The organism is Weissella fangxianensis, from assembly GCF_024718545.1.
GTDB classification, from domain to species: domain Bacteria; phylum Bacillota; class Bacilli; order Lactobacillales; family Lactobacillaceae; genus Weissella; species Weissella fangxianensis.
Map to the genome: position 1 here is coordinate 71,664 of NZ_JAMXDB010000003.1, position 21,310 is coordinate 92,973.

The 21,310-nt window shown below is 38.1% G+C and carries 20 protein-coding genes, 1 tRNA gene and 2 pseudogenes; 20 read left to right on the top strand and 3 right to left on the bottom strand.

Annotation, left to right across the window (positions count from 1 at the left end; all coding sequences use genetic code 11):
- The first annotated feature begins 19 nt into the window (after positions 1 to 19).
- The gene (glpK, locus tag NGR58_RS01770) at positions 20 to 1,525 is read left to right on the top strand and encodes a glycerol kinase GlpK (RefSeq protein WP_258088004.1); all 1,506 of its coding nucleotides are present in this window, start codon (positions 20 to 22) and stop codon (positions 1,523 to 1,525) included.
- Positions 1,526 to 1,752: 227 nt separating this feature from the next.
- Positions 1,753 to 3,195, top strand: coding sequence for a C40 family peptidase (locus NGR58_RS01775; protein WP_258088005.1), 1,443 nt, complete (start codon positions 1,753 to 1,755; stop codon positions 3,193 to 3,195).
- Between the two features lie 106 nt (positions 3,196 to 3,301).
- Here NGR58_RS01775 and NGR58_RS01780 read toward each other — a convergent pair whose 3' ends face one another.
- Both NGR58_RS01780 and mscL read right to left on the bottom strand, forming a co-directional pair.
- Positions 3,302 to 3,940, bottom strand: coding sequence for a deoxynucleoside kinase (locus tag NGR58_RS01780; RefSeq protein ID WP_258088006.1), 639 nt, complete (start codon positions 3,938 to 3,940; stop codon positions 3,302 to 3,304).
- Positions 3,941 to 4,132: 192 nt separating this feature from the next.
- Entirely contained in the window at positions 4,133 to 4,519 is a 387-nt protein-coding gene (gene mscL, locus NGR58_RS01785) for a large conductance mechanosensitive channel protein MscL (RefSeq protein WP_258088007.1), read from the bottom strand.
- Between the two features lie 178 nt (positions 4,520 to 4,697).
- Between mscL and NGR58_RS01790 the strand changes: the two genes are divergently transcribed.
- From NGR58_RS01790 to NGR58_RS01860, 15 genes and pseudogenes are all read left to right on the top strand, one after another.
- Complete coding sequence (locus NGR58_RS01790) at positions 4,698 to 5,537, top strand: Cof-type HAD-IIB family hydrolase (protein WP_258088008.1); 840 nt, start codon at positions 4,698 to 4,700, stop codon at positions 5,535 to 5,537.
- 1 nt (position 5,538) lies between these two features.
- Positions 5,539 to 5,745 (top strand): hypothetical protein, encoded by a 207-nt coding sequence (locus NGR58_RS01795; RefSeq protein WP_075269970.1) that lies wholly within the window; start codon positions 5,539 to 5,541, stop codon positions 5,743 to 5,745.
- Positions 5,732 to 6,460 (top strand): CPBP family intramembrane glutamic endopeptidase, encoded by a 729-nt coding sequence (locus NGR58_RS01800; RefSeq protein WP_258088009.1) that lies wholly within the window; start codon positions 5,732 to 5,734, stop codon positions 6,458 to 6,460. Before NGR58_RS01795 ends, NGR58_RS01800 begins: the two co-directional genes overlap by 14 nt.
- A gap of 92 nt (positions 6,461 to 6,552) precedes the next feature.
- A complete protein-coding gene (locus tag NGR58_RS01805; RefSeq protein WP_258088010.1) occupies positions 6,553 to 7,059 on the top strand; it encodes an antibiotic biosynthesis monooxygenase family protein in 507 nt (168 codons plus the stop codon).
- A gap of 58 nt (positions 7,060 to 7,117) precedes the next feature.
- A tRNA-Leu gene (locus NGR58_RS01810) sits at positions 7,118 to 7,201 on the top strand.
- Positions 7,202 to 7,441: 240 nt separating this feature from the next.
- Entirely contained in the window at positions 7,442 to 7,912 is a 471-nt protein-coding gene (locus tag NGR58_RS01815) for a phosphate-starvation-inducible PsiE family protein (RefSeq protein WP_258088011.1), read from the top strand.
- Between the two features lie 69 nt (positions 7,913 to 7,981).
- The gene (locus NGR58_RS01820; RefSeq protein ID WP_258088012.1) at positions 7,982 to 8,536 is read left to right on the top strand and encodes a hypothetical protein; all 555 of its coding nucleotides are present in this window, start codon (positions 7,982 to 7,984) and stop codon (positions 8,534 to 8,536) included.
- 12 nt (positions 8,537 to 8,548) lie between these two features.
- Positions 8,549 to 8,758 (top strand): annotated as a pseudogene (locus tag NGR58_RS01825) (5-bromo-4-chloroindolyl phosphate hydrolysis family protein); the annotation flags it as partial.
- Between the two features lie 115 nt (positions 8,759 to 8,873).
- Positions 8,874 to 9,859: pseudogene (locus NGR58_RS01830) on the top strand (toxic anion resistance protein).
- 147 nt (positions 9,860 to 10,006) lie between these two features.
- A complete protein-coding gene (gene spx / locus NGR58_RS01835; RefSeq protein ID WP_115471283.1) occupies positions 10,007 to 10,405 on the top strand; it encodes a transcriptional regulator Spx in 399 nt (132 codons plus the stop codon).
- A 158-nt stretch (positions 10,406 to 10,563) separates the two neighbouring features.
- Positions 10,564 to 11,334, top strand: coding sequence for an adaptor protein MecA (locus NGR58_RS01840; RefSeq protein WP_258088013.1), 771 nt, complete (start codon positions 10,564 to 10,566; stop codon positions 11,332 to 11,334).
- Positions 11,335 to 11,421: 87 nt separating this feature from the next.
- Complete coding sequence (locus tag NGR58_RS01845) at positions 11,422 to 12,441, top strand: competence protein CoiA (RefSeq protein WP_258088014.1); 1,020 nt, start codon at positions 11,422 to 11,424, stop codon at positions 12,439 to 12,441.
- Positions 12,442 to 12,543: 102 nt separating this feature from the next.
- Complete coding sequence (pepF, locus tag NGR58_RS01850; RefSeq protein ID WP_258088015.1) at positions 12,544 to 14,358, top strand: oligoendopeptidase F; 1,815 nt, start codon at positions 12,544 to 12,546, stop codon at positions 14,356 to 14,358.
- 146 nt (positions 14,359 to 14,504) lie between these two features.
- Positions 14,505 to 14,903: a DUF948 domain-containing protein gene (locus NGR58_RS01855; RefSeq protein WP_115471287.1), complete on the top strand. Its 399-nt coding sequence runs from the start codon at positions 14,505 to 14,507 to the stop codon at positions 14,901 to 14,903.
- Between the two features lie 35 nt (positions 14,904 to 14,938).
- Positions 14,939 to 15,529, top strand: a complete 591-nt coding sequence (locus tag NGR58_RS01860; RefSeq protein WP_258088016.1) for a hypothetical protein — start codon at positions 14,939 to 14,941, stop codon at positions 15,527 to 15,529.
- 98 nt (positions 15,530 to 15,627) lie between these two features.
- On the opposite strand, the gene NGR58_RS01865 is transcribed toward NGR58_RS01860, so the two are convergent.
- Positions 15,628 to 16,728: a M24 family metallopeptidase gene (locus NGR58_RS01865; RefSeq protein WP_258088017.1), complete on the bottom strand. Its 1,101-nt coding sequence runs from the start codon at positions 16,726 to 16,728 to the stop codon at positions 15,628 to 15,630.
- Positions 16,729 to 16,985: 257 nt separating this feature from the next.
- On the opposite strand from NGR58_RS01865, the gene ccpA reads away from it, so the two are divergent.
- The 3 genes from ccpA to NGR58_RS01880 all read left to right on the top strand — a co-directional run bounded on the left by ccpA (position 16,986) and on the right by NGR58_RS01880 (position 21,281).
- Complete coding sequence (gene ccpA / locus NGR58_RS01870) at positions 16,986 to 17,996, top strand: catabolite control protein A (protein ID WP_258088018.1); 1,011 nt, start codon at positions 16,986 to 16,988, stop codon at positions 17,994 to 17,996.
- 431 nt (positions 17,997 to 18,427) lie between these two features.
- Positions 18,428 to 19,900 carry an APC family permease gene (locus NGR58_RS01875; protein WP_258088019.1) on the top strand — a complete coding sequence of 491 codons (1,473 nt, stop codon included), beginning with the start codon at positions 18,428 to 18,430 and terminating at the stop codon, positions 19,898 to 19,900.
- A gap of 40 nt (positions 19,901 to 19,940) precedes the next feature.
- The gene (locus tag NGR58_RS01880) at positions 19,941 to 21,281 is read left to right on the top strand and encodes an aspartate aminotransferase family protein (protein ID WP_258088020.1); all 1,341 of its coding nucleotides are present in this window, start codon (positions 19,941 to 19,943) and stop codon (positions 21,279 to 21,281) included.
- The last annotated feature ends 29 nt before the right edge of the window (positions 21,282 to 21,310 follow it).

Consider the following 21,310-nt stretch of genomic DNA (forward strand, 5'->3'; position numbering starts at 1 on the left):
GTAGGAGCTATAGAGATAGATGGCTGATCAATATATATTGGCGCTCGATCAAGGTACAACAAGTACACGAGCAATGTTGTTTGATAAAGACGGGCAAGTAGTTGCCACGGCGCAAAAAGAGTTACCCCAGATTTTTAATAATCCGGGTTGGGTAGAACATGATGCGAATGGTATTTGGGAAGATGCCCGCCAAGTAATGGCTGAGGTTGTCATTAAAGCTAATATACCGCCGTACAAAATTGCAGGTATTGGATTAACCAATCAACGTGAAACAACGGTTATTTGGGATCGTTTAACGGGTGAACCAATAGCACCAGCAGTTGTTTGGCAATCAAAACAAAGTGTTGAAATTGCTGAAAAGCTAAAAGCTGAAGGATTGACAGACTACATTTATCAGAAAACAGGATTATGGGTCGATGCATATTTCTCAGCGACAAAAATTATGTGGCTGTTAGATAACGTACCTGGTGCGCGAGAACGTGCTGAAAAAGGCGATTTGTTGTTTGGAACAGTTGACTCATGGTTGTTATACAAACTAACTAATGGGCATGTTCATGCGACTGATTATTCAAATGCATCACGAACAATGTTATTTAACATACATTTGAAAGAATGGGATCAAGATTTACTAGAGAAATTCAATATTCCCGTCACAATGCTGCCTGAAGTTCGCGATTCTTCAGGGATATTTGGTTATACCGCCGAATATGCTTTCTTTGGTATTCAAGTACCGATTGCAGGAATTGCAGGTGATCAACAATCGGCATTGATTGGTCATCAAGCATTTCAGCAAGGTGATGTTAAGAATACATATGGCACAGGTTCATTTATTGTGATGAATACGGGCCAAGAAATTGCAACTTCAACTAATGGATTGCTATCGACGATTGCCTATAGTATTAATGGACAAGTAACCTATGCCCTGGAAGGCTCTGTCTTTATAGCAGGTGCTGCTATTCAATGGTTACGTGATGGTTTACAACTCGTTAAGAGTGCTAAAGAAACCGCAGCACTGGCCGAAATCGCCCGCGAACAACACGTTGATCCGATTTACTTAGTACCTGCTTTTGCTGGGTTAGGGGCACCTTATTGGGATCAGAATGCACGTGGCGCTATGTTTGGCCTAACTCGTGCGACAACTAAGGAAGATCTTGTAAGAGCCACATTGGAATCAATTGCATACCAAACACGAGATGTGTTAGATGCTATGCAGGACGATACAAATATTGAAATAACCAATTTGGTTATTGACGGTGGGGCTGCTGCAAATGATTACTTGCATCAATTCCAAGCTGACTTAATTAATACAGTGGTTAAGCGACCGGAACAATTGGAGACAACGGCGTTAGGTGCAGCATATCTAGCTGGTTTAGGTGTTGGTTTTTGGGAAGATATAGATAGTTTACCAGCGTCTAACCATCTACAGCTAAAAGAACCGCTTGCTGAACGTCAGAATCAAGTGCAGCATGCCTATAAGGGATGGCAACGTGCAGTGGCTGCGACCCGTCTTTTTCCAACAGATTAATATGAGTTAAACGGAGATACAAAAGGTTTAAGAGACATTGATTTATTATCCCAAGATGGTTAAATTGATGTCTCTTTTTTGGTTACAACAAAGGCGAACAAAGTTTCCCCTAAAAATTTAAGGAAAATTAAGGTATGATATAGATGTTAAATAAAGTTTAAATATAAGCTGGTGTCTGTGTATTTAAACCTGGGTTTAACGATTAGGATTTGAGAGGAGTTATGCCTATGGTACAGGTTTCAAAAAAGGTGATCACCACTGGTCTTGTTGGTGCATTGGGTGTTGTGGCAACCACACAAGTGCCGGATGTACAAGCTGCAGTCAGGGGCGCTGTGAACTTAGCCCCTGATTCGGAACATGTGACGCAATTTCAGAGTGTGACGAATTTTATTCAAGAAGTGGCATCTGGACAGAAGCATGGTAAAGTGACAACAAAGTCGGATGTTCTTCGAGAAAAGGGGTCAAAAAAATCAGCAATTGCGACCTTTACGGGTAAAACCAAGCATGCTGATAAAAGAACGACAACTGATGTGAACAATGTCGCATCTGAAGCAATGACAGAAGCGCTAGTTACCTCTAGTCAAGCGGATGAGACGACATCATCATATTATGATGATTCAACAACGGATACAACAGAAACCGATGCTTCAACGACACCAGCTGAAGATGCTGTGGTTTCTGAAGCGAATAGTGATAGCACACAGTCGGACGCAACAAGCGTTTATACGATTAGAGACGGTGATACATTAGCGAAAGTAGCAGCGGCTACTGGGATTTCAATTGCTGATTTACAGGCGGCTAATCCAGATGCTGATACTAGCATGTTACAAATTGGGCAGTCAATCTCTGTGCCAGCTGCTGGCACAGATGATGTTTCCCAAGCGGCTAATTATGACACACAGTATGATGCAACAGCAGAAACGGCAGACACAGCAACGTACGCAGCGGATACAACGGTAGTTGACGATGCACAGTCACAGTCAGCCTATGCTGAACCAGTACAACAATCTGTGCGTGATTTCACTGCGGATACGACTTCGGCGACCTTGCAATCAGATACACAAGTCAATGTACAATCTTTGGAAAGCTCACCAATACAGAATCAACAAAGGCATGAGACAACGACAAGCGGCAGCCAGGTGATGTCTAATGGTGATGTTGTGCTAGATGCCTTGCCAACTAAGCAAAGTAGCGCAGATACAGTAACTAAAGATTCTAGTTCACCAAGTGTACAGACACTGAGTGCGCAGAATGCTGAAACCGGCACATTAACACAGACCCAAAGAAATGATATTGTTTCGGCAGCATTAAAATATGCTTCACAAAATATTCCTTATGTCTGGGGTGGTAAGACTGCTGCTGGACTAGATTGTTCAGGATTGGTAGCAAAAGCATATCGAACAGCTGGCGTTTCGATTCCAGCATATACGGTCGCTGAAGAGGCTTATGTTACAACACAAGATGTTCAAAATGAACCAGATATTTTGTCTGCAGCACAGCCAGGTGATTTATTATTCTGGGGTGGTCATGGTGCAACTTGGCAAGTCGCTATTTATGTTGGTGATGGGCAATATGTCATTGCTTCTGAGCCTGAGCAACAGGTTCAAATTGCTAACATAGCGGATACGAATGTCCTACCTGATTTTGTTGGGGCATATAGTTTTCATTAAGCTTAAAAAATCATATTAAAGATTAAAGGGACGTCAATCTGACCAAGTTAAATTGGTAGATTAACGTCCCTTTAATTTATGGTTTCACTTACTTTTGTGTAATCAATTAAACAGTTTCTAATTCTTTTAGTCGGTCATCAATTTGTTGTAAAACAATTTTCTGACTGTCTTCATTTTCAAGATCATATTTTTGCAAATCAATTTTCATTTTTGGTGAAGCATCATAATCTGCATACCATTTCTGATAGGCTGACCACATCTTGAAGTAATATTGTCGTAAATCAGCATTGTCTTCAAATTGCTCATAATCGCGACCGCGTTTTTTAATACGGTAAAGGATGGTGTCAAAATCGGCATCAGCAAATACCATTAAGTCTGGACGACCTTTTTTCATCGTTTGGATTTCATCCATCATGTTTTTAAGCAATGTCATATAAACATTTAACTCAGCATCAGAGATGTTACCTTCACGATGATTTTCTTGGGTGAACAGCGCATCTTCGTAAATAGAACGATCTAAGACATTATTATCATCCGATAAAGCTTTCTTGATCATTGCGAAACGCTTGTTCAAAAAGTAAATTTGTAGTAAAAATCCATATTGTTTTGGATCTGCATAATAAAGAGGCAACACAGGATTTTCACCTACAGGCTCAAAAAAGGCCTGTGTATTAAGATGTTTTGCAATCAAATCAGTTAGTGTGGTTTTCCCGACACCGATCATACCAGCTGTGATAATCACCATGGTAGTCCTTCTTCCTTCAGGATTATATTTTCTCCAAATACTCATCTTATAAAGTACATGAGTGAGCTTATCAGCTGATAACTATATTAGCCAATATAATAAATAAATTCAACATCTTGACAAAATAAAAAGAACGTCCTTACATAGACAAATGCCTATATATCAAGGGCGTTCCTGTTTAAAAATAAAAAATTAGTCTTTCTTTTCTGCTAGTGCGTCACGAATTTCTTGAAGAACAACCAATTCAGTTTCTTCTTCTTCTTCCTCTTCATCTTTTTTAGCTAGTGATTGTGCTTTACGAATAGCCTTCAAAATTAAGAAAATGGCAAAACTCGTCAATAAGAATGTAATCAGTGTACCAATGAATGATCCAATCTTGATATTAGCTGAACCGACATGCCAAACGATTGTTGAGAATGAGATTGAGCCAGTAATAATACCAATTAGGGGCATAACTAGATCATCAACGACAGATGTCACAACTGTTTGGAAAGCAGCCCCCATAATAAAGGCAACTGCTAAGTCCAAAACGTTACCACGCATGATAAAGTCTTTAAATTCATTTATAAAATTACGCATAAAATGTCTCCTTTTATTAACCTATTAATAAATATGGCACAGTGCTCTAGTCAAGTCAAAATAAATGTGGAAGATACTAGAATTTTTTTAATTATCTCTTTTATATTAAATATCGTTACAAGCAAATTAATTTTTTCTGGTAGAATAAAGAAAATATGTGACATAGAGGAAGTAGTCAATGAGTTATAAAATGTTGGTGTCCGATTTAGATGAAACGTTTCTAAATGATGATGGTACCATTCACAAAGAAAACGTACGTGCAATTAAGCAAGCAATGACAAAAGGGTTTAAGTTTGTCCCTAATACTGGTCGATCGTTTATATCGGTCCAAAATATGTTAAAAGAGTTAGGATTATTTGATCAAGCAGACCAGTATGTTATTTCATATAATGGCGCTGCAATTGTTGAGAATCATGATAATCGAGTTATAGCCACGCAAGGTATGCCGGTATCCTTAGCAAAAAAGATAGTTGCGGCGGGATATTTGAACAGCCAAATTGATGTGCATATTTATACAGTAGATAAGTTATTTATCTACGATCTTAATGAATCCGATAAGCGGTATATGGCAACTCGCGGCGTGGTATATGAAACAATCGATCAGCTTGATTTATCATTTTTAAATGATGAACAGCCAATTATGAAAGTGATTTTTGAAAATGAAGACGCAATCGTTCAAAGACAAATACATGATGCTGTGATTAAGGCAGTAGGCAGTGATAGTGTTGAAGCAACATATTCATCTGGACGTTATGTTGAATTTAATCTGCAAGGCGTTGATAAGGGGAGTGTGTCATTGTTATTAGGTAAAAAACTAGGTATTGAGCCTTCTGAAATAATGGCTGCTGGTGATAATAATAATGATTTAAAGATGATTACTGCCGTAGGATTAGGTGTTAGTGTGGCCAATGGAATTGCATCAGTTAAAGCAGCGGCAGATTTTGTAACGCAACACACGAATAATGAAGGTGCGATTGCCGAGGTATTAGATCAATTTGTATTGGCAGGTGAAGATTAGTATGCGTTTTGCAATTCAAATTGGTGCGAGTTTTATTGTTGTTATTGTTTTTATTGGTTTTGTCTGGTTTGCAAAAATAGCAAATTGGCCAACATGGGTGATTGGTGTCGCCTTGTTTGTATTGTTTGTCTTATTCACGATTTTGATAACAGTGTTATCATTAGCGCTGCAACCAAAAAATCAGGAGGATGAACATGAAAAAGATTAATCAAGTCGGCAGCTTGATAACTGGAATCATTTGGGTAGTCGTTGGGGTTATTTTAGATTTTGTTATTCAGTTAGGTAGTACTTACAGTAAAGTGGGAATTGTGAATTGGCTAGGCGTTGATAAAAATCATCCCATTGGCATTGCCGTGATGTTAATTGTTGCCGCCATATTAACTGCGATAACAGTTTGGATATTATCTTATGCCGTTCAAAAAAAGGCTCCCAAGACAAGCTTACATCCGTTTCGTGGTGACAAACTAGCTTGGGTTGGCTATGGTTATGCCATGATTCTTGGGGCTGGTATGGTAACAGTCGCCTTACAATATGTATTTTCTCATCAAAAGATGACCGCTAGTAATCAAGTCGCATTAGAGGAGATGGCTAAAAAAGGTGGGGCAGCGCTCGTCTTTGTCGTTGTTCTGGCGGTTTTTGTCGCACCGTTGGTCGAAGAGCTGATTTTCCGTGGCATTATTTTGAATTACTTTTTTAAAGAAGGCCCTTGGTGGTTTAATGTCATTATTTCGGGTGTTTTATTTGGCTACTTCCATGTTTATCAAGATTTCCAAACCTTTGCATTTATTCAATATTCATTAATGGGAATATCATTGGCCGTTGTTTATAAAAAGACCAAGCAAATTCAGTATTCGATGGCCACACACATGTTGAACAATAGTATTGCCGCTCTTAGCTTAATTGGCATGGCGTTTGGTTCATAATGCGATAATTCGTGTGACTATATTTTTTAATCGATTTAGATTATGATTAGTATAGAATCATCGCCAAGTACGATGTGAATGGGGGAAACATTATGACTGAATATTTACATGAGACGTTTGGATCAAAGGATGTTTTACAAAATGTGCGGAATAATAATTTAGAGCGCGGACTCTTACTAATGAGTGACGACTCTGATCGACAAAAATATGAATTATTGGAAAAAACAACTGATAAAAATTCTGTATTTGCTATGCCAGTAACATATGAGATTCTTGCTAGCCATGGGGAGACTGATGAACTAAGAGGTTGGATGAATTTTACTTTTATCAGTCTTAATGATTTAGAACGAGATAATTTTATTCGGCGGTACAAAGCAAGTAAGTTAGATATTGAAACACCTGGCTTTATTAGTTCGTATATTTTACAAAAAACAACGAATGCACATGAACTTGTTATTTTGTCGACATGGCGTCTAAAGGAAAATTGGTCCGATTGGCAAGAATCAACTGATTTTCCATTACATCGCTATGAGCATGCCCAATATAATTTATACAGAAAACAGCTTAGTTTTGCAGCTTTAGCAAAGCAAAAGTTATAAAAATACTACCCAATGACATTGATTTCTGTTATAGTTATCACTGTTATGTAATGGGTATGCCGTCGTGGCGGAATTGGCAGACGCGCACCGTTCAGGTCGGTGTGAGATTTATCTCGTGCAGGTTCGATTCCTGTCGACGGCACTAGGAACAAATTTAATAATTTTACAGAAACCCTGTTATACCGGCTCAAACCGTTGGTGTGATAGGGCTTTTTGTCGTTTATAAAAAGTCTATTTTTACCATAAAATACTGCCTTTTTTGTTTTCATTTCCTACGTATTTGCTACAAATATTTACTTTTGTGAACACACACATTTAAAAAACTATCGCTTCATATATTGGTTTGGTAATATGGAGATAATAAATAAATGGAGGATATCACATGGGATATAAGCACCTTGAAAAAGGATATAATATTTTTTTAGGCGTAGGCATGCTTATTTTAGGAATCATTATGTTTGGTTTCTTTGTGAAAGATTTGTGGGTTTTATTACAAATGATTTGGCAAGTTGATTTGCAAAAAAATTTCTATAGTATTGCACAATTGATTTTGGAAACCTTTCTATTCTTTGAATTTGTCGTATTGACCCAAGAGTATTTTTTACAAAATCATATTTCATTACAAAATTTCATGTATATTGGTGTAACGGCAATGCTACGTAATTTATTGGTTTATCACGATGATACGATGGGGATATTGATTCAATCGATCTCGATTGCCCTTATGATACTAGTTCTGGTTATTTATCGCTGGTCACGACGTTACTTAGCGGATTTAGAACAAGAAGAAGCTAGGAAAGAAGCGATATTTGCTGAAGAACACCACAAACAACAGCTAGAGAATGAAAAATAGTCATATGGGATGATGCCGTATTTGACTGCCGCATGTTAACTAAAGTGAAAAATGGGTTGGGGCACAGAAATGTTTGATCTAAACAAGATACCAAAACAATATTGGCACAAAATAAGATGGGGCTTTTTCTGGGGGCTATTTATACTTGGTGTGTTATTTAGTAACTATACAAATGCAGCAACCTGGCTCTTTATTGGTGGTATTACTGTATTAGGTGTATCAATCAAACAAATTTTCCGCTGGGTTTTACCAATTGTTTTTGTTTTGTTAATTATTGGTACGCCACAATTAGGATTGATGACGCAAGGGATATTGGTATTGACTGTCATCGGATTACGTGAACTATTCGTTATACCACATGCAAATAATAAAAGATTAAAATACCAATCACGATTGAAAATCAATACGAATGATTTAACACGGCGGGATGTGCATGTTTTTAAGGAAACGTTTAAGCGATTGCGAATATCTGCGGCGCATATTGAAGCTTTGTTGGCGGAAACGGTTGGACTAAGGCGTATTAACGTAGAAACAAAAGTTGTGACATATATTAATGCTACGCTAGAAGAACTAGCAGCGAATCCTACTCAACTTACGGTAGTGGATGACTTTGCATACCGCTGATTACCTAACCTAGAACAATTGTTGGTGAGTTATGTAGAAATTGCACATCATGCAGTTATTAGCGATAACGATAAAAAGCAATTAAAAGAAGCACGCCAATTAATTAAGCAATTAGCAATCGCTGTTTATGACGATTATCGTTTGGTGATTCGTCAGGATGTGAATAATTTAAATGATCGGATGAGCGCAACGAAAGATACCCTTGGAGGCAATCATGACTGAGAAACAACAATCAAAAAATGATGTAGCAACTGATGAACATGATAGTGTCGGTGATTTAACGGCACAGGAAAGGTCAGAAGCCTTGAAGCTAGCACAACAGCTTGATGTGGCACACATGGATTCAATTATTTCGTATGGTGCTGATACACAAAAAAATTTAATCGATTTTTCTCAGGGGGTACTAGATAAGGTGCAATCACAGGATGTTGGACCAATTGGTGACACGCTCTCAGAATTAATGACCAATTTGTCGCAAGCCAATCCATCTGAGTTAGCGCCTGTTAAGCAAGGATTTTTTGCACGACTATTTAAAAATATGCAAAAATCCATCTATGAATTAACAGCAAAATATCAAAAAATTGGTGCTCAAGTTGATCAGGTGGCGGGGCAATTACAACATGATCAAGCAGAGTTAATGTCTGATAATCGTATGTTAGATGATTTGTATAGTGAAAACATGGCTTTTTTACAGCAACTCAATGTCCATATTGTTGGTGCAGAGATGAAATTAACGGATATTGAAAAAAGAGAATTACCAACTGCACAAAAACGTGCCCGGGAGTCAGATGATCAATTATTAGCGCAAAAAGTGCAAGATTTAGTGCCATTTCAACAACGACTTGAAAAACGTGTGCATGATTTAAAATTAACACGCTAAATGACTCTGCAGCAGGCACCGCAAATTAGATTGATTCAAACGACTAACCAGGTGTTGGCTGAAAAAATTCAAACATCAATCAATACGTCTATTCCGCTATGGAAAAATCAGGTTACCATTGCGTTAACATTACTAAAACAAAAGAAAGCTGTGACAGCGCAGCGTGCTGTAGCGGATACAACGAATGAATACTTAAGTCAAATTCAGATATGTTGCAGCAAAATACGGTTGAGACGGCTAAGGAAAATGAACGTGGAGTTGTAGATATTGAAACCTTGCAACATACACAAAATCAATTGGTTAGAACAATTGAAGAAACCATGACCATTCAACAGGAAGGTCGAGAGAAACGCGTAGTGGCCGAACAACAAATGAAAGAGATGGAAGTAGAGCTTAAAAAGAAATTACTTTCAATGGCAACAGAAAAAAATAATAAACAATAGTCAGTTTGCTAAATGAGACTTTTTTAATTTATTACAATTATTTGACAAAAAAGGGTTACATGTTTGGGACGATACCGTTATAATGGACACTATAAGGAACAGTAGTATGAATAGTCGTATCATTGTAGTGCCGAGAGGAGGCCCATTATGGTAACGTTATATACATCACCAAGTTGTACCTCATGCCGAAAAGCGCGTGCATGGCTCGAGGAGAATGAGATTTCTTATCAAGAACGAAATATATTTAAAGAACCATTGACTCGAGAAGAGATTAAGAACATTTTGCGTATGACTGAGGATGGTACTGAAGAAATCATCTCAACAAGATCAAAATTGTTTACAGAACTAGACATCAAATTAGATGATATGTCATTAAGTTCATTAATTGATTTACTACATAGTCAGCCCGCGTTGTTGAAGCGCCCGTTAATAATGGACGAGAAACGTATGCAGGTCGGCTATAATGAAGATGAAATTCGTCGATTCTTGCCTCATGAAATGCGTCAGGCAGAGTTAGCACGGGTTACTGCTATGGTTGACCTATAGTAGCTGTCTTTTTATGAAAATAGTTTATTATGAAGTTGATGTTCAATTGTGACATCAACTTTTTTGTATAATGTATTCGACTAACAAACTAAGAATTTGTTATAATATATTATTGAAACGATTTCTCATGATTGAGTGAGAAGAAAGGGGTGCCCATTATGGAAATGGAACGAATAAATGATGATACCATTCGCGTTGTTGTCACAAATGACGATTTAGCGGAGCGTAGTATTTCAATTGTTGATTTGCTGGGCAACCAAGATGAAATTGAGGAGTTCTTCTATAATATTCTAGAAGAGGTCGATGTCGATGGCGACTTCGAAGATAATGAAGCAGTCACCTTCCAAGTATTACCAAATCGAAATGGGTTAGAATTATTTATTTCTAAGAATATCGATGATAAGTCAATGATGGAAGGCATGTTAAATTCTGTATTAGGTAAGCGGGATGCTGGTGAGGCTAATGATGAAGTTTCTGATGATCTATTAGACAAATTATTAGCTAGTGATAGTACAGATAATCAGAATAAGCCAGAAAAACCCGTTATTAAACAGCCCGAGGTAAAAGATGTGACGACGTCAGATAAGCAGAACCATTTAGTTGATAAGTTGTTGGATTCAGATAACGTGGCTGACCAAGAACTAGTACTGCAATTTGATGATTTTGAAAACATTATTCAGTTTTCATTGATTATGAAGAAGCAGGATTTTGCTTTTAGTACAGAGTTGGTCAAATACCATGGCAAGTTTTATTATATCTTGGGAATCGATGGCCAAGCACTGCAAGATAATTATGATATGAAAGACTTAACAGCTGTTGCTCGTGAATTTGCTAAGATATCAGAAGTATCGGCAGAAGTTTTGATAGAACATGGTCAAGTTATTTTTGCAAATGATGCACTTGAACAAGTGCTAACTTACTTTAATTAAAAACAATCGTACTGGGGCAGAGTAATCTGTCTCAGTTTTTTTGTAAAACAGACATCAATGCGCGTCTATTAATACGGAGGTTAGTGAATGTTTATTGCAAAGAACACAACTACAATGGTCTACATTGATGCTAACTCAGCCAATGTAATAGATAAATACGAATGTCCAGGTTGTGGGGAACCGGTTCGTTTAAAAAAAGGGAATATAAAAATAGCCCACTATGCTCATCAGCAATTTGGACAATGCCATGTGAGTACAGAAGGGGAATCGGCCACGCATCTTCAAGGAAAATTGGCTTTGTTTCAATATTTTAGTGATAAATATGATGAGGTTAAATTGGAGCCATGGCTCAGTAAAATCAAGCAACGCCCTGACTTAATGGTAAGAAAAGGGACTACTTGGACCGTCATTGAATTTCAATGTGCGCCAATTACAATTGAACGTATTCGGGAACGTATGGCTGGCTATCGACAGTTACAAATGCAAGTTATTTGGATTTTGGGAGAACCTTATCAGAAAAAGCGAATACAGTCATCAACAATGGCGAAATTTGCCACTTTACACCGTAAAGAATTAAAAATATTTTTCTGGCATGCTCAGAAGGGAATTTATTACAAGGCATGGTGGCAAATTGACCATAGAAAACCTGTTACCCGGCATAAACGAGTCGACAATCATGTACAGCAACTGTTTAAAATACAACAAGCGATCATACAGGCGCAATCACAAATTTGTACAATACAAAAGCAGCTTTATGCACAGAATAGGAACGTTGTCGGTATTCCTTGGATTTGCCATCCAGCCTATTCATTACCAGGGGGACTTAAGATACCGCAATGGCAGGTAATTGTACGAATCATCATGTTATTAGAGCATAAACCAATTACCATAGATGAGATGTATCAACAATTATTTGCACAAGAGTGGCACAAATTCGGTTGTTTAAAATTGGCAGATGTACAAAGGCTATGGCTTGATTGGTTTTTAAACGATGCTATTAATTTGAAACAAATTCAATTTGTAAATGGCCGATTTCAGTTGGCAGATACCGTCAGTTGGTTTGATAATTACCATGATAAATTAAAAGCATTTCAGGGAAATAGATAAAAAATTGGTAAGAAAAGTACATTGAACGTCATAACTCACCCTGAATAGATAGGTAAACTATGGTAGAATGAAGGTTATATTAGACTGAAATGAGGGAAAATAATGGCTAAAGAATTACCTTTACGTGAAGACTTACCAGAGTCAGCGACATGGGATCTTAGCACGATCTTTCAAAGCGATGAAGACTGGCAAGATACCTATAATGAAGTAGCAGAGCGTCTTGATACGGCAGAATTTTTTGCTGCTAATGCAACGCAATCGGGAACTGCGTTATATAATGCACTGCAGTATGGGTTAGGCTTGATGCGTGATTTAGAAAAATTATACGTCTACGCTTCAATGAAATCTGACCAGGATACTGCTAATGGATTCTACCAAGGCCTGAGTAACAAGGCTGAAAGCTTAGCAGCTAAAGTTTCTGCAGCCATTTCATTTTTTGATCCAGCAGTGTTGTCACTATCGTCAGATCAATTAGCCGCATATTTTGCAGCTGAGCCACGTTTGAATGATTACAAACATTATTTTGACGATATTTTGACGCAAAAAGGACATGTTCTTCCTGAAAATGAAGAGAAATTATTGGCCGCTGCTGGGGATGTGTTTGGGGCTTCAGAACGTGCTTTTGGTATGTTAGATAATGCTGATATACAATTTGACGCTGTAGAAAATGATGAAGGTGAATTAGAAACACTATCTGATGGTGTCTATTCACGGCTTCTAGAATCTGTTAATCCCGATGTACGTAGAAATGCCTTTAAAACATTTTACGCATCTTACATGGCATTGGATAATACGTTTGCTTCATTAATTGGTAGCCATGTTAAGGGGCACAACTACTTAGCAAGTGTTCACCATTATGATTCAGCTCGCCAAGCGGCCTTAGCTGCTGATAATGTTCCTGAAACAGTTTATGATACGTTAGTTACTGAAGTAAATAAGGCGTTGCCATTATTGCATCGTTACATGAAGTTACGTAAACGTTTGTTAAAGCTGTCAGAATTACATTCTTATGACCTTTATACACCTATTCTTGGTGAGCCGGATTATGAGATTGACTATCCTCGTGCACAAGCTGAAGCATTAAAGGCATTAGCACCTTTGGGTGAGGATTATCTGGCTATTGTACAAAAGGCCTTTGATAGTCGTTGGATTGATGTTATTGAAAACAAAGGTAAACGATCAGGTGCTTACTCGGGCGGTTCTTATGATACCAATCCATTTATCTTACTAAATTGGGTTGATAATTTGAATAATTTGAGTACATTGGTACATGAAATGGGACACACTGTCCATTCATATTTGACGAGGACAAATCAACCATATCAATATGGGGATTACCCAATTTTTCTTGCTGAGATTGCCTCAACGACCAATGAAAATTTGTTGACCGATTACTTGTTACATACGATTACTGATAAAAAATTAAAAGCATACGTATTAAACCAATACTTGGATGGTGTCAAAGGCACTTTGTTCCGACAAACACAATTTGCTGAGTTTGAACAATGGATGCATGAAACTGATGCAGCTGGGACGCCTTTAACGGCTGAGGTACTTAATGATGCTTATGCTGAATTGAACCAACGTTACTATGGACCGGCTCTGACTGTAGATGAAGAAATTGCTCATGAGTGGGAACGTATTCCGCACTTTTACTATAATTATTATGTTTTCCAGTACAGTACTGGTTTTGCGGCAGCAACTGCTTTGGCAGATAAAATCTTACATGAAGGTCAGCCGGCAGTTGATGCCTATAAAGAATATCTTAAGGCAGGTGCGTCAGCCTTCCCAATCGATGTCATGAAAAAAGCAGGTGTCGATATGACGAAGCCAGAGTATCTACAAGAAACTTTCAAAGTATTTGAAAATCGTTTGAATGAATTTGAGCAGTTGGTAGAAGAGTTAGACTTCGAATAGGTAAAGGTATGGTGATTGATAGAAAATAATGGTGATATGGTTATCATATCTGGTGGTATACATTTACCTATAAAAGTCTTACAATTGCCAGCAAGCACATAAAACGTTAGAATAGTGGATATACACAGGATGCTAGGAGGGAAAATATGACAGGTGGACAAATTGCTCTAATAATTTTAGCTGTAGCCGTATTATTATTAGTTCTATTTATTGGACTATTCTTGGTGAAGTTAACGCAAACATTGGGTGTTGTCACGAAGGATGTTGATATTATTGCACGCGAGGCTAATGATATATTAGCTAATGTAGATGTATTGTTAAATGATGTAAATGGCAAGGTGGCGACAGTTGATCCTGCCTTCCAAGCGATTGCTGACTTGGGGACTTCAGTATCAGAATTGAACGATGCAACACATAACCTAACTGATAAAGTTAAATCATCATCTGGTTCAAATAAAACCAAAGTGGCGTCAGCAGTGTTTGCTGCTAACGCGGCACGCAAGAATCGTAAGAGTGCCAAAAAAGCTGCGGCTGCAGAAAAGTAGTCATTAGTTAATCAAACAAAACGGAGGATACGTTCATGTCAAAAACAAAAGGATTTTTAGCAGGTGTCGCATTTGGTAGTTTAGTTGCTGCGGCAGGGTATGGTTATTACAAGATGTTAACTGTTGAACAACAAGAGGACTTGAAAGACAAGTTCGATGAAACAGTAGCTGACGTTCGTGATAAAGTAGTAGATTATAGTTATGCTGCAACTGATGCAGTAGCTTCAGTTCGTGACAAAGCGGACGACTTTGTATCTGATAAAAGTTATGCTTTCGATGAGAAAGTGACTGATTTAAAAGAATCAGCTGAGGAAAAGTCAGCTGACTTACGTGCAAAGGCTGATGAATTAGTAGCTTCAGCACAAGAAAAGGCAAACGACTTGCGTGACCAAGCGCAAGATTTGACTGATCAAGCTAAGGCCAAGGCTGACGATTTCAAAGAACAAGTTAAGGCTGATGTTGCTGAACAAACTGAAGAAGATATTGTTCTTTCACCAGCTGATGACGCAGTTGCATCAGAAACTTTTGAAAGTTTTGAAGATGATGTTGAATCAGAGGTATTAGAACCAACTTCAGGTTTGTCAGAAACTGATAAAGAAGGACTATCTAAAAAAGCTGACAAGTAAATCGCTAATGTTTGTCTAATTCAATATAAAGAAAAACGCTAACTCGATTAACTAATTCGAGTTAGCGTTTTTTAGTTATACGTATTAACTTTTATAAATTATTCAATAATACGTAATTCCTTAGGTGAGTGTGTATATGGATCGACACCAGATTCGGTAACAATTACTGAGTCTTCGATACGGATACCTAAGTCACCAGGAATGTAAATACCTGGTTCAATTGAGAATGACATACCTGGTTGTAAGACTAGATCATTTCCTTGAGCAATTTGAATTGATTCGTGGACAGATGAACCAATTCCATGACCAAGACGGTGAACAAAGTATTCACCATAACCAGCCTTGGTGATAATGTCTCGGGCAATGCCATCTAACTCACCAGCCGTCATACCTGGCTTGGCAGCTGATTGAGCAGTGAGCTCAGCTTCTAAGACAACATCGTAGACTTCACGTTGATGATCTGATACTGATTGGAAGGCAACAGTACGTGTGGCATCAGATACATAGCCATCGTAGATAGTACCAAGGTCGAATAGCGCAAGGTCACCAGACTTTAACGTATTGTTGCTTGTGTCACCATGTGGTTCAGCAGCATGGGCGCCGAATTGAACAAGTGTATCAAATGACATACCAACAACGCCTGATGATTTTAGATCATATTCTAATTTTGCCATGACTTGTAGTTCTGAAACACCAGCTTGCAAAGCATTAAAGGCAAATTCAAATGCACGATCAGCGTCTTCACCAGCTTTATGTAATTTAACAATTTCGTCGGGAGTTTTGATCAAATGTAATTTGGTCATTAATGGTGATAGGTTACCAATAAACTTTGCCTCTGGGATGGCTGTTTGAATAAGAGAAGCACGCTTTAGTGTTAATTGATCTTGTTCAACTGCCCATTTTTCTGTATGTTGTGTGTGGGCATGTAAGTGTTGACTAATTAAATCCCATGGGTTTTCTTGGTCTTGGTAACCATAAACAGGGTGTGTCCAACCTGCGCTTTTCACGGCTTCAACTTCAAGTGCTGGTGCAAAGATGAATGGTTCATCTTGTGGGAAAACCACTAGAGCAAGCACACGTTCGATAGGGTCAGAATTGAAACCTGTTAAGTAATCAATTGAATGAAAATCTGAGAAGTAAGCAACATCTAATTGTTGTTCTTCTAGCCAACTTTGGATTGATGAAAGTTTATCGGTCATTAAAAATTCTCCTTTGATTGAAATACATGGTTAATTGTACGCTCATTTTAAAAAAATGCCTATCCATGATTAAAAGTTATGTTACAATGAATCGTTGTGTGAAATTTTTATTAAATAATGAAACAAATCATGAAAACATGTTACAATCACATTGTAAGCGTTCCCGTAAAATAAAGAAGGTCTTTAGTTATTATATGAAATACTTTCATTTAATGTTTAGGCTGAATTAAAAATTTGTATTTTTTAGGAGAATAGTAATGGATAAACAAACGGTCACAATTTATGATGTGGCACGAGAAGCCAAAGTCTCAATGGCCACAGTTTCACGTGTCGTGAACGGCAATGCAAATGTTAAAGCCGAAACAAAAGAAAAAGTCAATGCAGTGATAGCAAAGTTAGGTTATCGACCAAATGCAGTTGCTCGAGGATTAGCTTCACGACGAACAACGACTATTGGTGTGGTGATTCCTGATGTAACCAATCATTATTTTGCGGAACTAGCTCGTGGAATTGATGATGTTGCCGCAATGTATCATTATCAAATTATTTTAGCAAATTCGGATGAATCTGATACAAAAGAAGTGCAAGTGATGGAAAATCTACTTGGTAAACAAGTTGACGGGATTATCTTTATGGGTAATACGTTAAATGATGCCATCCGTGATGAATTTAAAAAAGCCGATGTACCAGTTGTCTTAGCTGGTTTACTAGACGAGGCTGAAGAACAGCCTTCAGTTAATATTGCTTACCGATCAGCAATGAGCGATGCGACGACAGAACTACTTAAAGCAGGTCATAAGAGAATTGCTTTTGTAAGTGGTGATTTGAACCATTACATGAACAAAGCACATAAGTTACTGGGGTATCAAGATGCTTTGGCAGCTTATGACATTGACTATGATGCAAACCTTGTTTTTGAAGGAAATTATGATTATCAATCGGGCTATCAGTTAGCTGATCAAATAAAAAACTCAGCGGCGACCGCTGCAATCGTTGCCAATGATGAAATGGCTGCGGGTGTCATTAATGGGTTAACTGATGCCGGTGTTAATGTGCCAGAAGACTTCGAAATTATTACTAGTAATGATTCGAAGGTGGCTGTTATCACGCGTCCTCAGTTGTCTTCAATTACGCAACCAATTTATGATATTGGTGCGGTTGCTATGCGGATGTTAACGAAATTAATGAACCATGAAGAACTTGCGGTTAACGATGTTGTTTTGCCACACGGATTTGCTGATCGTGGATCAACAAAGAATGTTAAATAATCGTTGCCATCAATTAGTGTGAGCCAAAAATTGGTGTTATAATTTGTAAATAAAATTGAGCCTATTAACTGGTAGGACAGTGTAAGTAGGGTGGTATTTTTCGATTGTCTTTGAAAAATGCCATCCTATTTTTTATTTTAAAAGGTTAGTCTTATAGCAAGTCTAATCGTAAAATTATAAATAAATTAGAAAAATATTGACTTTTATAATCAGCGCGGTATCATTGAAATAATCGATTGATATTTTACTGTCACTACATTATAAAGCTATTATTTTTAGAATTTTTAGTGATTGAATAGTAATGCCAAAATCAATCAAAAGTATTGTAACAGGTGTTTTTTTTATTTAAAATCAGATATCTTTTTAACCTTCTGATCGTTAAATCGTAAAATTATACTTGATAAAGACACCCAAGTTAGGAGAATTTTTATATGGGGCTATGGTCAAAATTTTTGGAGCGTGAGGATGCTTCAACATATATTAGTAAAGATTCGGATATGCCACGTATCCTACATACAAAGGACTTTTTAGCATTAGGTGTTGGAACGATTGTTTCGACAGCTATTTTTACTTTACCAGGTGTTGTCGCGGCTAACTATGCCGGACCTAGTGTGGTATTTTCATTCCTTTTGGCGGCAGTCGTTGCTGGTTTTGTTGCTTTAGCGTATGCCGAAATGGCCTCAACTTTACCAGTCGCTGGATCGGCATATTCATGGATCAATGTCCTATTTGGTGAAGGATTTGGTTGGATTGCAGGTTGGGCACTATTGGCTGAATATATCATTGCCGTCGCGTTTGTTGGGTCCGGGTTATCAGCGAATTTTAGAGGGTTGATTTCTCAAATTGGTATTAATTTGCCACCAGCATTATCAGGTGCTCTTGATACCCATTCATTATTTGGTTGGGCATCATCGGTTAGTGGACCTAAAGGTGGGGTTATTGATATTGTTGCCTTTATCGCAATTATTGCCGTAGCATGGTTGTTATCGCATGGTGTGCATGAGGCATCTCGTGTTGAAGTTATCTTGGTTGTTATTAAAGTGCTCGCCGTTTTGCTATTTATTGTGGTTGGTTTAACAGCTATTCACCCTGAAAATTATTCACCATTCGTTCCTGCCTATACGCCTAACGGCACAACTATTGGTGGTTTTCAAGGAATTTGGGCCGGTGTATCCGGTATTTTCTTGGCGTACATTGGATTTGATTCGATTGCCTCAAATTCTGCGGAAGCGGTAAATCCACAAAAGACAATGCCTCGTGGTATTTTGGGATCATTATTGATCGCAGTTGTTTTGTTCATTGGTGTTTCACTTGTTCTTGTGGGAATGTTTAAGTATACAAAATATGTTGATAACGCTGAACCGGTTGGTTGGGCCTTGCGACAAGCTGGTCATCCAATTGTCGCAGCCACTGTTTCAACAATTGCCGTTGTTGGAATGGTAACGGCCTTGATTGGTATGATGATGGCTGGTTCTCGCTTGCTTTATTCATTCGGCCGTGATGGTATGTTGCCAAAGTGGTTAGGAGAAGTTACCGAAAATAAAGGATTGCCAAACCGTGGTTTGCTCGTTTTGACAGTTGTCGCTGTTATTGTCGGATCATTCTTCCCATTCTCGTTCCTATCAGAGCTAATTTCTGCTGGTACGTTGATTGCGTTTATCTTTGTTTCATTAGCAATGTACTCACTACATAAGCGTGAAGGTAAAGACTTGCCTAAGGCTGGTTTTAAAATGCCAGGTTACCCTGTAACGCCGGCTATTGGTGCAATACTATCAGTCTGGGTCTTCTGGGGCTTGAGTTCTGAAGCAAAGCTTTATGCATTGATTTGGTTCATTATTGGAATTATTGTGTACTTCCTTTATGGCGCAAAACATTCCGTATTAAGAAGTAAATCAAACAAGTAGTTAAATTTATTTTTACTAAGGGGGGAGTGAGTTATCAAACATGGATGAAAATAATGATATCTTAAACCAAGAAGAACAAAATTTTGCAGGTGCGGGCCGCGTTTATTATTTTGATGTGGTACTCGATTCAGGAAAAGGGGCCATCTTAAAAGATGTTGCTGGTAACGAGTACATTGACTTGTTAGCAAGTGCTAGTGCAACGAACACAGGTCATGCGCACCCAAAGATTGTTAAGGCTATTAAAGAACAAGCAGAAAAGTTGATTCATTACACGCCAGCATATTTTGCAACGTCAACTGAGGCTAAGCTAGCTTCAGAGTTGGTGAAATTAGCTCCCGGTGATGAAAAAGACTGGATTGTTGTATTTGGAAATTCAGGTTCAGATGCTAATGATGCAGTGATTAAGTTTGCACGTGGTTATACAGGAAGACCAAATGTTGTTTCATTTGTGGGTGCCTATCATGGATCAACTTATGGATCGATGTCTGCATCGGCTGTTAGTTTAAATATGACTCGTAAAATGGGACCATTATTACCTGGTTTTTACAAAGTGCCATTTCCATCACCTGATAAGCGTTTACCTGGTGAAAGCGATGCTGATTTTTCAGAGCGCCTGTTTGCAGCGTTTAAAGAACCCTTCGAAAATTATTTACCAGCTGAAGGGACAGCGGTTATTATGATTGAGGCAATTCAAGGGGATGGGGGCATTATGGCGCCACCGGCAGGATACTGGCAAAAAGTAGCAGCTTTTGCTCACGAGCATGGTATTTTGTTAGCCGTTGATGAGGTTAATCAAGGTTATGGTCGAACAGGTAAGTTTTGGTCTTTTGAGAACTTTGGCCTACAACCGGACTTGATTACCATGAGAAAGTCAATGGCATCTGGATTACCATTAAGTGCCGTCTTAGGTAGACGAGAGATTATGCAAAGCCTTGATGCACCAGCTAATGTATATACAACAGCTGGTAATCCTATCAGTGCTGCTTCAGCGTTGGCAACGCTAGACGTGATTAAATCTGAAAGTTTAGTCGCACGATCGGCCGAACTTGGTAAGTTTGCTAAGCAGTTTTTTGAAAAAGAACAAGCCACATTTAATTTTATAGGTGATGTTCGCCTATATGGATTGAATGGTGGTATCGATATCATTGATCCAGAGACTGGTTTGGGGGATGAACAAGGGACTAATACAATTATCTATAACCTATTTAAACAAGGTGTGTTGATGATTTCATTACGTGGTAGTACTTTGCGTTTCCAACCGCCACTAGTGATTAAAGAGGAAGAATTACAACAAGCATTTGATGTGATGCATAGGGCCTTTACTAGCTATCAAGCTGGTGAATTAGTTGAACCAAGTGGACGTCATCACATTGGCTGGTAATTAAAAAGCGACCAACTGACCATAACAAA